Origin of the sequence: Chryseobacterium formosum (assembly GCF_026460885.1) — a bacterium.
GTDB classification, from domain to species: domain Bacteria; phylum Bacteroidota; class Bacteroidia; order Flavobacteriales; family Weeksellaceae; genus Chryseobacterium; species Chryseobacterium formosus.
Genome location: NZ_JAOVZW010000001.1, coordinates 242,829 through 257,549, shown reverse-complemented (window position 1 = coordinate 257,549; position 14,721 = coordinate 242,829). Strand labels below are relative to the sequence as shown.

Annotated in this window: 18 protein-coding genes; 4 read left to right on the top strand and 14 right to left on the bottom strand. The window is 33.9% G+C overall.

Going from position 1 to position 14,721, the window contains the following annotated elements; genetic code table 11:
- Positions 1 to 23: 23 nt before the first annotated feature.
- Positions 24 to 404: a group III truncated hemoglobin gene (locus OF897_RS01160; protein ID WP_267263858.1), complete on the bottom strand. Its 381-nt coding sequence runs from the start codon at positions 402 to 404 to the stop codon at positions 24 to 26.
- A gap of 170 nt (positions 405 to 574) precedes the next feature.
- Between OF897_RS01160 and OF897_RS01155 the strand changes: the two genes are divergently transcribed.
- Positions 575 to 1,546 (top strand): ion channel, encoded by a 972-nt coding sequence (locus tag OF897_RS01155; protein WP_267263857.1) that lies wholly within the window; start codon positions 575 to 577, stop codon positions 1,544 to 1,546.
- Positions 1,546 to 2,034, top strand: coding sequence for a YkgJ family cysteine cluster protein (locus tag OF897_RS01150; RefSeq protein WP_267263856.1), 489 nt, complete (start codon positions 1,546 to 1,548; stop codon positions 2,032 to 2,034). The genes OF897_RS01155 and OF897_RS01150 overlap by 1 nt, the downstream gene beginning before the upstream one ends.
- Before the next feature lie 125 nt (positions 2,035 to 2,159).
- Here OF897_RS01150 and OF897_RS01145 read toward each other — a convergent pair whose 3' ends face one another.
- From OF897_RS01145 to OF897_RS01130, 4 genes are all read right to left on the bottom strand, one after another.
- Positions 2,160 to 2,522 carry an iron chaperone gene (locus OF897_RS01145; protein WP_267263855.1) on the bottom strand — a complete coding sequence of 121 codons (363 nt, stop codon included), beginning with the start codon at positions 2,520 to 2,522 and terminating at the stop codon, positions 2,160 to 2,162.
- A gap of 143 nt (positions 2,523 to 2,665) precedes the next feature.
- On the bottom strand, positions 2,666 to 4,024 hold the full coding sequence (gene gdhA, locus OF897_RS01140) for an NADP-specific glutamate dehydrogenase (protein WP_267263854.1): 1,359 nt from the start codon (positions 4,022 to 4,024) through the stop codon (positions 2,666 to 2,668).
- Positions 4,025 to 4,215: 191 nt separating this feature from the next.
- Entirely contained in the window at positions 4,216 to 5,325 is a 1,110-nt protein-coding gene (gene dprA / locus OF897_RS01135) for a DNA-processing protein DprA (RefSeq protein ID WP_267263853.1), read from the bottom strand.
- A gap of 39 nt (positions 5,326 to 5,364) precedes the next feature.
- On the bottom strand, positions 5,365 to 6,132 hold the full coding sequence (locus OF897_RS01130) for a rhomboid family intramembrane serine protease (protein WP_267263852.1): 768 nt from the start codon (positions 6,130 to 6,132) through the stop codon (positions 5,365 to 5,367).
- A 216-nt stretch (positions 6,133 to 6,348) separates the two neighbouring features.
- On the opposite strand from OF897_RS01130, the gene OF897_RS01125 reads away from it, so the two are divergent.
- Positions 6,349 to 7,281 (top strand): DUF3078 domain-containing protein, encoded by a 933-nt coding sequence (locus tag OF897_RS01125; protein WP_267263851.1) that lies wholly within the window; start codon positions 6,349 to 6,351, stop codon positions 7,279 to 7,281.
- Between the two features lie 76 nt (positions 7,282 to 7,357).
- On the opposite strand, the gene sufD is transcribed toward OF897_RS01125, so the two are convergent.
- The 7 genes from sufD to OF897_RS01090 form a co-directional block, all read right to left on the bottom strand.
- A complete protein-coding gene (gene sufD, locus OF897_RS01120) occupies positions 7,358 to 8,665 on the bottom strand; it encodes a Fe-S cluster assembly protein SufD (RefSeq protein WP_267264212.1) in 1,308 nt (435 codons plus the stop codon).
- 114 nt (positions 8,666 to 8,779) lie between these two features.
- On the bottom strand, positions 8,780 to 9,523 hold the full coding sequence (gene sufC / locus OF897_RS01115) for a Fe-S cluster assembly ATPase SufC (protein ID WP_267263850.1): 744 nt from the start codon (positions 9,521 to 9,523) through the stop codon (positions 8,780 to 8,782).
- A gap of 5 nt (positions 9,524 to 9,528) precedes the next feature.
- Positions 9,529 to 9,801, bottom strand: coding sequence for a Txe/YoeB family addiction module toxin (locus tag OF897_RS01110; protein WP_267263849.1), 273 nt, complete (start codon positions 9,799 to 9,801; stop codon positions 9,529 to 9,531).
- Positions 9,792 to 10,001, bottom strand: a complete 210-nt coding sequence (locus OF897_RS01105; RefSeq protein ID WP_191736885.1) for a DUF2683 family protein — start codon at positions 9,999 to 10,001, stop codon at positions 9,792 to 9,794. Before OF897_RS01105 ends, OF897_RS01110 begins: the two co-directional genes overlap by 10 nt.
- Before the next feature lie 30 nt (positions 10,002 to 10,031).
- Positions 10,032 to 11,480: a Fe-S cluster assembly protein SufB gene (sufB, locus tag OF897_RS01100; RefSeq protein ID WP_267263848.1), complete on the bottom strand. Its 1,449-nt coding sequence runs from the start codon at positions 11,478 to 11,480 to the stop codon at positions 10,032 to 10,034.
- Positions 11,481 to 11,518: 38 nt separating this feature from the next.
- Positions 11,519 to 11,755, bottom strand: a complete 237-nt coding sequence (locus OF897_RS01095; protein WP_456064443.1) for a four helix bundle protein — start codon at positions 11,753 to 11,755, stop codon at positions 11,519 to 11,521.
- A gap of 180 nt (positions 11,756 to 11,935) precedes the next feature.
- The gene (locus tag OF897_RS01090; RefSeq protein WP_267263847.1) at positions 11,936 to 12,265 is read right to left on the bottom strand and encodes a HesB/IscA family protein; all 330 of its coding nucleotides are present in this window, start codon (positions 12,263 to 12,265) and stop codon (positions 11,936 to 11,938) included.
- Between the two features lie 145 nt (positions 12,266 to 12,410).
- On the opposite strand from OF897_RS01090, the gene OF897_RS01085 reads away from it, so the two are divergent.
- Positions 12,411 to 13,250, top strand: a complete 840-nt coding sequence (locus OF897_RS01085) for a GLPGLI family protein (RefSeq protein ID WP_267263846.1) — start codon at positions 12,411 to 12,413, stop codon at positions 13,248 to 13,250.
- A 38-nt stretch (positions 13,251 to 13,288) separates the two neighbouring features.
- Here OF897_RS01085 and ypfJ read toward each other — a convergent pair whose 3' ends face one another.
- Positions 13,289 to 14,146: a KPN_02809 family neutral zinc metallopeptidase gene (ypfJ, locus tag OF897_RS01080; RefSeq protein ID WP_267263845.1), complete on the bottom strand. Its 858-nt coding sequence runs from the start codon at positions 14,144 to 14,146 to the stop codon at positions 13,289 to 13,291.
- A 47-nt stretch (positions 14,147 to 14,193) separates the two neighbouring features.
- Positions 14,194 to 14,721, bottom strand: a complete 528-nt coding sequence (ribH, locus tag OF897_RS01075; protein ID WP_267263844.1) for a 6,7-dimethyl-8-ribityllumazine synthase — start codon at positions 14,719 to 14,721, stop codon at positions 14,194 to 14,196.

Sequence of the window (14,721 nt, the reverse complement as noted above, 5' to 3'; positions counted from 1 at the left end):
AAGTATTAGTGTAAATAAATGTATTATAATTTCCTTGCCATTTCCATTTTGTAAGCCATTAAATTAGCAATATTTTCAGACTTTGTAATTGCCATTGAGGCGTTTAAACCCGTGAAAGTTTCTTCGATGGTTTGCTTCCATAATTCAAGCCATCTTTCAAAATGCCTTTTTTCCATCGCTTTCAATGCATTAACTGGGAAATGTACTGCCATTGGATTTCCTTTATAGCTCATTTGCCCGAAGAGAATTGTTTCCCAGAAAGAATACATTTTCGGTAAATGTTTGTCAAAATCAACTTTTATAATGTCTTTGAAGAAGAAACCAATTGTTTCATCCTTAATTACTTTATCGTAAAAAGAATTAACGAGCAATTCTATATCTTCTCTTGATTCTAAATTTTTCATTTTTAAAATTTAATTTAAGCTAAAAATTATACATCAAATTTAGTTTAATTCTAAATCTTTATAATGACGATATTATTGATAAAATTCATAAAAACAATATTTTATCTTTGTAAATTATTTTATCTTTTTAAAGTTTTAAAATAAAAATCACACAAATGATATAGTTAATTATGGCAAAAGGTTTCAGAAAAAGAATCAAACAGGAAAATACGGAAAACAGTGGTTTTGGAAGTCGCGCTTCCGGAAGATTTATCAATAAAGACGGGCTTCCCAATGTAAAAAGAAGAGGAGTCAATGTTTTCAACAGATTAAGTTGGTATCATACGATGCTGAATTTGTCTTCTTTTCGGTTCATTACTTATTTGGTGGTAATGTATATTTTGATTAATCTTGTTTTTGCGTTTATTTATTATTTGATTGGTGTAGAGCATCTTACGGGAATCGATAAAAGTGATCCGTTAAACGAATTTATTGATGTATTCTTTTTCAGTTCACAGACCTTTACAACGGTTGGTTACGGAAGAATTGCTCCGATAGGATTTACCGCAAGTTTGGTGGCTACTTTTGAGGCATTTTTAGGATTGCTTACCTTTGCCATTGCAACAGGTTTATTTTATGGGAGGTTTTCAAGACCGAGAGCTTATCTCAGATTCTCAGATATTGCGGTAATTGCTCCTTTTCAGGGTGTTACAGCGTTGATGTTTAGGTTGGCTCCGTATAAAAATAATGCTTTGACTGATGCAGATGTTACACTTTCTACAGCAATTGAGATTAATGAAGAGGGAACAACGAAGAGTAATTTTTACCGTTTAGAAACTCAATTAAGTAAGATTAATACGTTGGCTTTAAACTGGACGGTTGTTCATAAAATTGATGAGAATTCTCCCTTTTACGGTTTTTCAGATGCTGATTTTCAGAATATTAATATCGAAATCATCGTTCATGTAAGAGCATTTGATGAAGTGTTTTCAAATACAGTTGTTCAAAGATCGTCTTATACGTCGCGGGAAATTATTTATGGAGCAAAATTTCTCCCAATGTATTATCCTGATAAAGAGAAAGATTCAACGGTTTTGGATCTTGATAAAATTAATGAATATCAAAAAGCAGAACTTCCTGTTTTTGATGCGGAAAGATCATAATGAATTTAGAATCATACAAAAAACAAGCTTTACAAAAGCAGAAAGAACATAAAAAATTTCTGGAAGGTTTGAAAAAAAAGCCTCCCAAAAATCTCGATTATATTGTTCAGGAAACGCATGAAGAGGTTTTTGAAAAAATTGACTGTCTTCAATGTGCCAATTGCTGCAAAACTACTGGTCCGCTTTATACTGAAAAAGACATTGAGCGAATTTCAAAACATCTTCGCATGAAACAAGCTGATTTTGAAGCTAAATTTCTACGTGTTGATGAAGATAATGATAAAGTTTTACAAAATCTTCCCTGCTTTTTTCTAAATCAAGATAATACGTGTTCTATTTATGATGTTCGTCCAAAAGCTTGTAGAGAATATCCTCATACAGATCGAAAAAAGATTTATCAGATTAATGATTTAATGATAAAAAATACAGTGATTTGTCCTGCTGCATTTGAGTTTGTGGAAAGTATGATGAAGAATCTAAATAAATAGCTTTAGAGTTTAAAATTTTGCTTTAAGTTTTAGAAACTATAATCGTATCGCTCCTACGGAGCTTCTTTTAATATTGTAATTATTTCTACAAAGGTTTGACTCCTACGGAGCCGAATCCAAAACGATCAAATTTTATCAATTTCAGAAATCCTAAATATTACCATTTTTTCAATCAAATCTAAAGGCAATTCTTCATTCAGAGGAAACTGAACTGCACCTTTAGAATATCTAAATTTTCTTTCAATAAAATCATTTTCAAATTCTTTTAATACATCCGGAAGCGGGTAAAAGCCAATGTGTTTTTTATACGCTGCAAAATAAAGCAAAGGTTTGTTTTTATATTTAAAAGCAGGCATTTGATAGCCTATATATTCTTCCAAATCAGGATTTTGAGAATGAATTGTTTTTCTTATAATTTCAAGTTTAAGCTGTACGTCTTCAGGAAAAAGCAGGAAATATTCATTAAAATTTGTGAATGTATTTTTCATGGTAAATGTTTCCTTAAAAATAAAAAAAAGCATTGAACTGGACATTCAATGCTTTCACTTTCACTATTACTTTTTTCCCATTTATAAATCCCGGGACAGGTTGTAAGAAAAAAGGCCGGGAAAACTTCCCGACCGTTATATTTTTATACTACTCCTTGAGCAAGCATTGCTTCTGCTACTTTTACGAATCCGGCGATGTTGGCACCTTTTACGTAGTTCACATAGCCATCTTCCTCTTTACCGTAGTCTCTACAAGCTTTGTGGATTCCGATCATGATTTCTTTCAGTCTTGCATCAACTTCTTCTGAAGTCCAGTTTAATCTGATTGAGTTTTGAGTCATTTCTAAACCAGAAGTTGCTACACCACCTGCGTTTGAAGCTTTTCCTGGAGAGAACAATACTTTGTTTTCTAGGAAATAATTGATTGCTTCTAGTGTGGAAGGCATATTTGCAGCTTCAGTTACACAAACGCAACCGTTTTCTACCAATAATCTTGCATCTTCTAAATCTAGTTCGTTCTGCGTTGCAGAAGGAATTGCTACATCACATTTTACTTCCCAAGGACGTTTTCCAGCGTAGAATATTGCTGAAGGATATTGTTTAGCATAATCTTCAGCTCTGTTATTACCAGAAGCTCTAAGTTCTAATAAATAATCGATTTTGTCGCCGTCAATACCGTCTTTATCGTAAACATAACCATCCGGACCAGAAAGTGTAACCACTTTTCCGCCTAATTCGTTTACTTTTTTGATAACTCCCCAAGCTACGTTTCCGAAACCTGAAACTGTTACCGTTTTATCTTTAAAAGTTTGTCCAATAGTCTTCAGCATTTGCTCAGCAAAGTAAACCACACCGTAACCAGTCGCTTCAGGACGGATTAATGATCCACCATAAGCAAGGCCTTTTCCTGTAAGAACTCCTGTAAATTCGTTTCTTACTTTTTTGTATTGACCAAATAAATATCCGATTTCTCTTGCTCCAACTCCGATGTCTCCTGCAGGAACGTCAGTTTCAGGACCAATATGCTTACATAATTCTGTCATGAAAGCCTGGCAAAAACGCATTACTTCCATATCAGTTTTGCCTTGTGGATCGAAGTCTGAACCTCCTTTTCCTCCTCCCATTGGAAGAGTTGTCAAAGAGTTTTTGAAAACTTGTTCGAAAGCTAAAAATTTAAGTACAGAAAGGTTTACAGTAGGGTGGAAACGAATCCCTCCTTTGTAAGGTCCGATTGCAGAGTTCATCTGAATTCTGAAACCTCTATTTACCTGAATTTCTCCTTTGTCATCAACCCATGGAACTCTGAAAATTATAATTCTTTCAGCTTCAGCCATTCTTTCAAGCAGCTTCATGCCGGTATATTCTTTTCTGGTCAAAATAAACGGAATTACAGTGATTGCAACTTCTTTTACAGCCTGTAAAAATTCCGGTTCATTAGGATTTTTCGCCTCAATTTTAGCGATAAATTCTTGGATTTTCTGGTCAATATTATATTGTTCCATATTAGGTAGGGTTGAATATTATGTCAACAAATTTAATTTTTTTTTCAAGATTCACAATAGCTTATTTGTTATTTGTGGATAATTGAATAATAATGCTACATAATATTGTTAAATTGATAATTTTGATTTAAACTTTATTAAAAATTAAATGTTATTTGTGAAATAATGAAATATTAAGAAATCATTAATTCTTACATTGCTACAAATTGTCTCCCGGAAAATGATTTTACTTTCCCTAAAAGTTCCAATTCAAGAATGATAGGTAATATTTTGTGTGAAGAGAGTGAAATCTTCTGTGCCAAATCATCTAAATTGATGTTCGGGTTTTCGTCAATAATTTTATATATTATTTCTTGATTTTCAGATAATTGAATTGAAATTTTGCTTGATGGAAAAAGCTCTTCAATTTTGTGTGAAGGCTCATTAAAACCAAGCAAATCGATAAGGTCTTTTATAGTTGAAATAGCGGTCGCTTTATTCTGTAGTATCAACTGATTGCAACCCTGACTGTATTTGTCTGTAATTCTTCCGGGAAGCGCATAAACTTCACGATTATAATTGTTTGCAAACGTAGCTGTAGAAATTGAACCTCCTCCGAAGGCTGTTTCTACAACAATTGTAGATGGAGAAATTCCCGCAACGATTCTATTTCTTTGAATAAAATTTTCTCTGTCTGGTTTTCGGGAAGAATTAAACTCTGTAAGTAAAGCTCCGTTTTCTTCCAGTATTTTTTCTGAAAGTTTTTTATTCTTTGAAGGATAAAGGGTATGAAAACCATGTGCTAAAACCCCAATCGTAGGAATTTTATTTTGAATTGAAAAATCATGAACTTCTTTGTCAACACCTAAAGCCAATCCGCTTACCGATTGATATTTGCAGTTTTTAGTTTCAGTAAAGAAATCTTCAATAAACTTTTTGCCGTAAGAAGTGATATTTCTGGTTCCGACAATGCTTACATTTTTTAACTGAGGATTAAAATTTCCTTTTTGATAAAGAATTGCGGGAGCATCATCACATTCATTCAGTAAATCGGGAAGCTCGTTTTGATGTCTAAGTTTTATTTGAATTAAATGTTTTTCACAAAACGCAATTTCTTTTTCGGCAAATTTTAAATGTTCCGCATTCCCTATGTCAGAAATGGTTTTTTTACCGATTCCGTCTGTTTTGCTAAGTTCTTTTTTTGGTGTTTCCCAAACAGTTTTTGCGCTTCCAAAAATTCTTACAAGTTTATAGAATGTAATATCGCCAATGAGACTGCATTCTCGCAATGCGATGGAGTAGAGTTGTTCCTCGGTGTACATTTGTGTTTTTATTTTACTCAAATATACTGAAATTAAGTTTTATTTTCTTCTTAATTCTTCCAAATGATCCCAAATATCATCTCTCTTTTTGTGAGGAAGGTCCAAAAAGTCATCGGGATTGTTTTCTTTATATTCCTGCCAAAGTTTATCATCTTTTTCGCTGTAATAATTAGGAAATTCCCAAATGTATTTTTTCTTTTTTTCGCCTGAACTTTTATAAATATATGCCATTGCACTTCCCATTAATGCTCCAGATAAATGCGCCTGCCAAGAAATTTTACTCGGTTCATTAAGGTTATAAAACAATTCTTCGGGAAACATTCCCCAGATCAAACTTCCGTAATATAAAACGACAAGAAGCGAAATGGTCAAAAGTTTCATATTCCATCTAAAAACGCCACTGAAAAATAAGAAAAATGCCAAAACATAAACTACGCCACTTGCTCCGATGGTACAGGTATAAGCATATTCACCGGTTAGAATATCGATAGGTGGAAGCAGCCAGAGAAGTAATCCGGAACTTAACCAACCCATGATAAAAACTTTCGTAGCAACTTCAGGATAGAATTGATAAAGCAAAAACATCAAAACTGCAATTGGAATTGAATTTCCTATAATATGATCCATACTTCCATGTAAAATTGGTGAAGTTATAATTCCAAGCAAACCTTCCGGCAAAAGCGGAATAATGGCACCAAAACAACTCGAGAAAAATCCCAAACTCTGTAAAAAGTATCCCAACCACATTGCTGACAGCATAAGTAAGGGTGCAAAGATTGCTTTTTTGTGAATTATATTTTTAATCATGTTGATTAGGCGTCAAATCAAAAGCCAAGTATAAATTTCGGAAAATTTGTCGATGATTTTAATTTTTTTAAAATATTTGAGACAAAAGGTAAGGTTTTCATACTATGGTGTTTTAAAATTATGACGTAAAGGTGTTTTATTATAAACCTCTGAAAACGTGTAAACTTGGTGTTTCACATTATATTCCTATTTTTGCAATTGGAAAAATTGAGATTTATGAAAAAGATTTTCGTTTTACTTTTTATGTATCTGAGCGTACATTCTTTTGCGCAGGTGGTCATCAGCGATTCTGCGGCGGTTGATACCATAAAAAAACCGAGACACTGGTCTGTGCTTGCAAAAAACAGCGTGATGTTTAATCAGGCAGCGTTCTCTAATTGGGTTGGCGGTGGAGCTAATAACGTAGGATGGTTAGCTAGTGCAAACTATAATCTTGTTTATGAAAATGGTCGTCACCTTTGGGAAAATATCATTATCCTAAATTACGGACAAAACACCACAAAAGGTGTAGGAACTAGAAAAACACAGGATGTTCTGAACATTTCTACCAACTATGGACGACAGTTTTCAAAGAGCTGGTATGTTTCTACAGGTGCAAGTTTGCTTTCGCAATTCTCAGGTGGTTTTGAGGATGGAAATAATCCTGAAGCCAAGAAAATTTCTAACTTTATGGCTCCGGGATATGTGAATGCCGGTTTAGGGATCACTTACAGACCGAATGATAATCTTACGGTTACTTTAAGGCCTGCCAATGGTAGATTTACCTTTGTTTTAGATAAAGAATTGCAGCTTGCAGGAAACTACGGTTTAAAATCAGACGGTGATTTTTTCCTGATGCAGATGGGTTTCCTAGCTTCAGCTATTTATAAAGTGAAATTGATGGAGAATATTGAAATGACAAATACTGGATCTGTATTCTCAAATTATCTTGAAAATCCTGACCACATGGTTTTATCATACAATATGCTTCTAAATATGAAAATCAATAGATTTGTATCATCCATTGTAACTTTAGACTTGATGTATGATCACAATCAGATTCAGAAAACTCAGTTGAAGCAGACTTTAGGAATTGGTTTTGCCTATAATATTGATAATGGCGTGAAGCGTTCTGACAGAAAAGACAGCCAGTGGTGGATGAAAAAATAGATTATAATTAGACATTATAAAAAAAAACAAAAGCACTTCAATCGAAGTGCTTTTTGTATATGTCTTAAATGGAAATTTAAAATTCCATAGTAACTTCAAGTTTTTCGGCTAAAAGTTGCTCAATTTTTACTTTTAAAGGTTCAATGTCGATATTCTGCATTGCGTCATTGGCAAAAGCATAAAGCAATAATGCCTGAGCTTCTTTTTTAGAAATACCTCTTGCTCTTAAGTAGAACAGAGCATCTTTGTTCAACTGACCAACTGTACAACCGTGAGAACACTTCACATCATCTGCGAAAATCTCCAACTGAGGCTTCGTGTCGATTGTTGCTCCTTCGCTTAATAAAACGTTGTTGTTTTGTTGATAAGCATTGGTTTTCTGAGCGATCTTATTAACAAAAACTTTTCCGTTGAAAACTCCGTGAGATTTATCTTTAAAAATACCTTTGTAATTCTGGTAGCTCTGACAGTTTGGAGTATTGTGGTGAACCGCTGTATGGTGATCGACCAACTGATCTTTTCCGATAATGGTAATTCCGTTCATGAAAGAGTTGATATTTTCTCCGTTATGAATAAAATCAAGATTGTTTCTGATGATTTTTCCTCCGAATGTAAACGTATTTACCGTCGTTAAGCTGTCTCTTTCCTGTTTTGCAAACGTATGATCTACCAAATAAGAAGTGTCGCTGTCATTCTGAATCTTGTGCCAGTCTGCTTTTGCATTCTGATACGTGAAAATTTCGGTTACTGAATTGGTAAAAACAAAACTCTCATCAAAATTATGATGACTTTCGATGATTTCAACTTTTGCTCCTTCTTCTACAATTAATAAATTTCTCGTATTGTAAAAAGTATTTTCTTCCTGATTTTGAGAAAGGTAAAAAACGTGGATTGGTTTTTCGATAATTACATTTTTCGGAACTTTCAGGAAAAATCCGTATTTGCAGTATGCCTGATTTAAATTTGTAAAAGCTAAATCTTTTGCGGCAATTGTGTTAAAATATTTATCGAAAACATCTTTATGATTCTCATCATTCAAAGCGTAGTTGAAAGACAAAAATTCTGCGTTTTCGATAGAAATGTTTGAAAGCTCTTTGTGAAGCTGACCGTTTACAAAAACAATCCAGTCAAAATTTTCTTCTCCCAAATGCAGCTCATCAAGCTGTTCTTTGGTAATGTTGTGACTTTCTTTCGGGAAAAAATTATAATCTTTTTCCGTGATTTCTTTGAGGTTGGTATACTTGTATTCTTCGTCTTTCTTTGTAGGAAAACCTTTGATTGCAAATTTCTGAAGCGCAATTTTTCTGTCGTCATCTAAAAATCTGTGACGCAGACTCTCCAAAAATTCACTGTGATTTTCTATTGTTTGATCGTATAAAGCCATTACTGATATTTCGGCCATCACACCTTTATTATAAATTTAATTTGTATCAATATCGCAGTTTTTCACTGCCTTTTCGACTAAGGATTGATAAAAAACTTAACCAAAAATATTTTATTAGTTAAGCAACCAATCGTAACCTTTGCTTTCCAATTCTAAAGCTAAAGATTTATCGCCTGTTTTAATGATTTTTCCGTTTGCTAAAACGTGTACAAAGTCAGGCTGAATGTAGTTTAACAATCTTTGATAGTGTGTAATCAAAAGAACGGCATTTCCTTCGTTTTTGAAAGTATTTACACCATCTGCAACGATTCTCAAAGCGTCGATATCCAATCCTGAATCAGTCTCATCCAAAATAGCTAATTTAGGATTTAACATCATCATCTGGAAAATTTCGTTTCTTTTTTTCTCACCTCCCGAAAAACCTTCGTTTAATGATCTTGAAAGGAAATCTTTTTTAATACCTAGTTTCTCAGATTTCTCACGAATCATTGCCAGCATTTCTTTTGCAGGCATATCTTCAAATCCGTTTGCTTTTCTGTTTTCGTTTAAAGCAGCTTTAATGAAATTCGTCACAGAAACGCCAGGAATTTCTACCGGATATTGAAAAGAAAGGAAAATTCCTTTGTGAGCTCTTTCTTCAGGAGCATCCTCAATAATGTTTTCACCTTGAAAAAGGATTTCTCCTTCCGTCACTTCGTAATCTTCTTTTCCTGCAATTACAGAAGAAAGGGTAGATTTACCAGCTCCGTTCGGCCCCATGATCGCATGAACCTCTCCCGGCTTGATTTCAAGATTGATACCTTTTAATATCTGTGCGCCATCTTCAATTCTGGCGTGTAAGTTTTTAATGTTTAACATATATTTTATTCGTAGTGCCCTTTTAAAGACAAAATATTTAAAATTTCAATTGTATTTTCTTCAGTAATCTGATAAATTATCCTGTGTTCTTTATCAATTCTCCTTGACCAGGTTCCAGATAAATTATATTTCAAAGGTTCTGGTTTTCCAATTCCTTCATAAGGATTAGTTTGTATGGAACGAATAAGCTGCGAAATCTTTTTCAAAATAATTTTGTTTCCTGATTTCTGCCAAAAAAGCAAATCATTTTTTGCTTTATCAGAAAATATTATTTCCATAAAGCATCCAGTTCTTCAAGGGTCATTTTCGTACCTTTCCCTTCTTCTATTTCTTTTTGAGCATCCAAAATCTTCTTTACAAACTCTGGATTGTACGGACTCTGTTCTTCCTTTTTTTCAATTTCAAAGCCCAATGCTTTTGCCAGTGATTTGATCACTTCAAAATCTTTTTTCTTCAAATTTTTCAGAACAACTTCCATAACTTAAATTTTATTTAAAATTACAAAATTCTATCCAACAGACCCTTCCAAAGAAATCTCAAGCAATTTCTGAGCTTCAATGGCAAATTCCATTGGTAATTTATTTAAAACTTCTTTACTGAAACCATTTACAATCAAAGCAATCGCTCTTTCTGTATCAATCCCTCTCTGGTTACAGTAGAAAATCTGGTCTTCACCAATTTTTGAAGTCGTAGCTTCGTGCTCCAGCTGAGCTGTAGGATCTTTTATTTCAATATAAGGGAAAGTATGTGCTCCACATTCGTTACCCATTAATAATGAATCACATTGTGAAAAGTTTCTTGCTCCTTTTGCAGATGGCATTACTTTTACCAATCCTCTGTATGAGTTTTGAGATTTTCCTGCAGAAATTCCTTTAGAGATAATCGTTGATTTTGTATTCTTACCAATGTGAATCATCTTTGTACCTGTATCGGCATATTGATGATTGTTGGTTACCGCGATGGAGTAGAACTCACCGATTGAACCGTCACCTTTTAAGATACAAGACGGATATTTCCAAGTTACGGCAGAACCAGTTTCAACCTGAGTCCATGAGATTTTTGCTTTAGTTTCGCACAATCCTCTTTTAGTTACAAAATTGAAAACACCACCTTTGCCTTCTTCATTTCCGGGATACCAGTTTTGAACAGTAGAATATTTAATTTCAGCATTATCCAAAGCAATCAATTCTACCACCGCAGCGTGAAGCTGGTTTTCATCTCTCGAAGGAGCTGTACAACCTTCAAGATAAGAAACATAACTTCCTTCATCTGCAATCACAAGCGTTCTTTCAAACTGACCTGTTCCAGATTGGTTGATACGGAAATAGGTTGACAATTCCATCGGGCATCTTACCCCTTTTGGGATATAGCAGAAACTTCCGTCAGAAAATACTGCGGAGTTTAATGCTGCGTAAAAGTTATCTCCTCTTGGAACTACTTTTCCAAGATATTTTCTCACCAAATCCGGATGATTTTTAATCGCTTCGGAAATTGAACAGAAAATAATTCCTTTTTCTGCTAAAGTGTCCTGAAAAGTTGTTTTTACAGAAATTGAGTCAATCACGATATCTACAGCGACATTTGAAAGTCTCTTTTGCTCTTCGATATTGATTCCCAATTTTGCAAAAGTTGCTAATAATTCAGGGTCAACCTCATCTAAGCTTGCCAATTCAGGCTTTGCTTTTGGAGCGGCGTAGTATTTTATCGCCTGGAAATCCGGTTTTTCGTATTTGATGTTTGCCCATTCAGGCTCAACCATCTTCAACCAGATTCTGAAAGATTCCAAACGCCATTCTGTCATCCATTCCGGTTCTTCTTTTTTAGCAGAAATAGCACGGACGATGTCTTCGTTTAAACCAGTTGGGAAATCTTCGTAATCGAGTATCGTTTCCCAGCCGAATTCGTATTTTTTGTTTTCTAAATCGACTCTTAAGTCGTCTTCAGTATATTTACTCATAATTTATTAAGAGATTCAGAGATTAAGAAATTTCGATATTACTTAATGTCTAAAGTGCTCTTTTCAAGATATTTTATAAAATGATAAATCTCCTTAGCTATTTCCAAACACTCCTCATTAAGAGTATTGAAAATTTCACTGTCGATTTTCTCTAAACTATATAAAACAAATAACATACTTCTTACTTCAGCGCAACTCCCTTTTGCAATCCAAAGAAATCTGATAAATTGTTTATTACTTCCATATTCTGAGCCTTCTGCAATATTGTTACTTATTGATAAAGTTGCTCTTTTTAGTTGATCTTTGAGTGAAAATTCTTTGTGTAAATTTTCATTATAAGAATTTTGAAAATTTTAACTGTAAATGAAATTGTCTTTTTATAAATTGGAAAATTTTCAAATGAAACAGTCATAAATAATCTCTGAATTTCTTAATCTCTGAATCTTTTGATCAGTCTAAAGACTGAAAGATTCTCCACAACCACACGTTCTGGATGCATTAGGATTATTAAAAATAAATCCTTTCCCATTCAAACCTCCGGAATATTCTAAAATAGTACCCGCCAAGTAAAGTATAGATTTTTTTTCGACAACGATTTTTATTCCATTATCTTCAAAAATCTGGTCTGTTTCGTTTTGCTTATTATCAAAACCTAACATATACTCTAGTCCTGAACAACCACCACTTTTTACCCCAACTCTTATATAATCTTCAGCAGGGTTAAAGCCGTCTTCTGTCATCAGCTGAACCGCTTTTACCTTTGCCTGATCTGAAACCTTTATCATTGTATTAATTTAGAATGATTTAATCTTGCAAAAATACGAACAATAATCAGTAAATAAAAATCGGTGATTTTATTTTATCGATTTTTATCATCGATGCTTTAACTTTGGTTAAAATTTAAAATCAAAACTATAAATCAAGAAAATAATGAAAAAAATTGGTGTTTTTGCTATGGTAGTATTAGCGCAACTCAGTTTTGCACAGGCAAACAGATTTGTGTATCAAGTTACAATGAAACCAAATGCAAGTGATAAGAATGATATTAAGACTGAAAATGCATATTTAGACATTTCAGCAGATAAATCGATGTTCTATTCTGAAAACAGAATTAAAAGAGATTCTGTTATGCGAGCGAATTTTCAAAGCGGTGGAGGAAGAGGTTTTAACAGAGATCAAATGGAAAGTTTAAGGTCAATCATTAATTATTCGATTGAAAAAGACAAAAAAGATCAGAAAACGACTTATAAAGATAGAATTGGTAGAGATATTTATACTTACGAAGAAGATCGACCTTTAAACTGGAAAATTTTATCTGAAACTACAAAAATAGGTGACTATAAAGTACAAAAAGCAGAAACTGATTTTGGCGGAAGAAAATGGACGGCTTGGTTTACAACAGATCTTCCTTATCAAGACGGACCCTATAAATTTAGCGGACTTCCAGGTTTAGTCGTAAAAGCAGAAGATTCTACCGGCGAATATTCTTTTGATTTAATGAAAAACTTTAAAATCGCTAGTTTCCCTGAAATGAATACTTTCGGAAATGTGGTAAAAGTAAAAAGAACAGATTACGTAAAGCAACAGGAAAAATATAAAAGTGATCCTTCTGCTTTTATGAGCAGCCAACGTGGCGGTGGCGGTTTTGCTGTTGGCGGTCCAAGAGGCAATGGTGGCGGAAATCAAAATCCAGCAGAGATGAGAAAAAGAATGGAGGAAAGAGTAAAAGAGGAAGCCAAAAATAACAGCAATCCAATTGAATTGAAATAATAAAAAAACCTGAAGAGCTTCTTCAGGTTTTTTTGTTTTTATCTTAAAAGTTGGCTGAATGTATCGCCTTGTTTGATATTTGTTGCATTATATCCTTTCATAAACCATTCTTTTCTTTGTGCGGATGAACCGTGTGTAAAGCTTTCCTGATTTACATATCCTTGAGATCTTTTTTGGATATTATCATCTCCAACAGCTTCAGCAGCTTCAATTGCTGAGTCTATATCTCCTGGCTCAAGAAAATGCTCTCTCTCGTTAGAATATTTAGCCCAAAGTCCGGCATAAAAATCAGCCTGAAGTTCTGTTGCTACAGAGATTTTATTCAATTGCGCTTCAGAATATTTGTCGCTTCTTCTTGCATTATCTGTTTCGTTTAAAATTCCCATAAGATTTTGTACGTGATGTCCCATTTCGTGAGCCATTACATAAGCAATAGTAAACTCGGTAACTTTAGCACCAAAATTTTTCTGCAATTCTTTGAAGAAACTCATATCCATATAAACCGATTCGTCTGCCGGACAATAAAATGGTCCCATTGCAGATTGTGCAGTTCCACAACTGGAGTTTGTTGCGCTTTCAAATAAAACTACTTTTGCAGGTCTGTATTGCATACCGTTATCTTTAAATATCTGAGCCCAGGTTTGTTCGTTCTCTGCAGTAATCATTTTTACAAATTCTCCAATTTGCAGTTCTCCTTGACTTAATTCTCGTTTTTCTGTTTGACGAGGAGCGCTTCCACCTCCCGAAGAAAGTATTGCAGAAGGATCTCCACCTAAGAAAAATACAATTGCTGCGATAATTATAGTGCCTAATCCACCACCAACAATTGCACCGCCACCGCCTCCAGAACCACGTCTGTCGTCTACGTTGGTACTTCTATCTTCAGTCCATTTCATAATTTGTAATTTTTAAAGTAAAGTTAAAAATTTTAATGAATCAGAAATTAATTGTTTTGAGAATTTCCAAAGCCAATATTTCCTTTCTTGTCAGAAAGATTTCTCTTAAAATTGATCATACTTAAAGCGGTTACAGCTGCTTCAACACCTTTGTTTCCTAAATCTCCGCCGCTTCTTGCAATTGACTGCTCTTTTGTATCATCTGTTAAAACACAAAAAATAGTAGGAGTATCGGTTAAAATATTACAGTCTTTAATTCCCTGTGCAACAGCATCACAAACGAAATCAAAGTGTGGAGTTTCACCTCTGATGACGCATCCAATTGCAATCACAGCATCAAACTTACGTTCTTTGCAAAGCTGCATACTCGCATAATTTAATTCAAAAGCTCCGGGAACGGAAAACTGTTTTATATTTTCAGCTTTTACACCTTCTTTTTCAAGAATTTCTAAAGCTGCATCACGTAAATTGTATGTTACAAAGTCATTCCACTCAGAAAAAACAATGCCGATAGAAAAATCTTCGGCATTGGTAATATTAAGTGGCTTGTAATCTGAAAGATTAACTGTTGCCAT

Coding starts and splice junctions, on each gene's coding strand:
- OF897_RS01160 (WP_267263858.1), bottom strand. CDS start 404: ATGAAAAATTTAGAATCAAGAGAAGATATAGAATTGCTCGTTAATTCT.
- OF897_RS01155 (WP_267263857.1), top strand. CDS start 575: ATGGCAAAAGGTTTCAGAAAAAGAATCAAACAGGAAAATACGGAAAAC.
- OF897_RS01150 (WP_267263856.1), top strand. CDS start 1,546: ATGAATTTAGAATCATACAAAAAACAAGCTTTACAAAAGCAGAAAGAA.
- OF897_RS01145 (WP_267263855.1), bottom strand. CDS start 2,522: ATGAAAAATACATTCACAAATTTTAATGAATATTTCCTGCTTTTTCCT.
- gdhA (WP_267263854.1), bottom strand. CDS start 4,024: ATGGAACAATATAATATTGACCAGAAAATCCAAGAATTTATCGCTAAA.
- dprA (WP_267263853.1), bottom strand. CDS start 5,325: ATGTACACCGAGGAACAACTCTACTCCATCGCATTGCGAGAATGCAGT.
- OF897_RS01130 (WP_267263852.1), bottom strand. CDS start 6,132: ATGATTAAAAATATAATTCACAAAAAAGCAATCTTTGCACCCTTACTT.
- OF897_RS01125 (WP_267263851.1), top strand. CDS start 6,349: ATGAAAAAGATTTTCGTTTTACTTTTTATGTATCTGAGCGTACATTCT.
- sufD (WP_267264212.1), bottom strand. CDS start 8,665: ATGGCTTTATACGATCAAACAATAGAAAATCACAGTGAATTTTTGGAG.
- sufC (WP_267263850.1), bottom strand. CDS start 9,523: ATGTTAAACATTAAAAACTTACACGCCAGAATTGAAGATGGCGCACAG.
- OF897_RS01110 (WP_267263849.1), bottom strand. CDS start 9,801: ATGGAAATAATATTTTCTGATAAAGCAAAAAATGATTTGCTTTTTTGG.
- OF897_RS01105 (WP_191736885.1), bottom strand. CDS start 10,001: ATGGAAGTTGTTCTGAAAAATTTGAAGAAAAAAGATTTTGAAGTGATC.
- sufB (WP_267263848.1), bottom strand. CDS start 11,480: ATGAGTAAATATACTGAAGACGACTTAAGAGTCGATTTAGAAAACAAA.
- OF897_RS01090 (WP_267263847.1), bottom strand. CDS start 12,265: ATGATAAAGGTTTCAGATCAGGCAAAGGTAAAAGCGGTTCAGCTGATG.
- OF897_RS01085 (WP_267263846.1), top strand. CDS start 12,411: ATGAAAAAAATTGGTGTTTTTGCTATGGTAGTATTAGCGCAACTCAGT.
- ypfJ (WP_267263845.1), bottom strand. CDS start 14,146: ATGAAATGGACTGAAGATAGAAGTACCAACGTAGACGACAGACGTGGT.
- ribH (WP_267263844.1), bottom strand. CDS start 14,721: ATGGCAACAGTTAATCTTTCAGATTACAAGCCACTTAATATTACCAAT.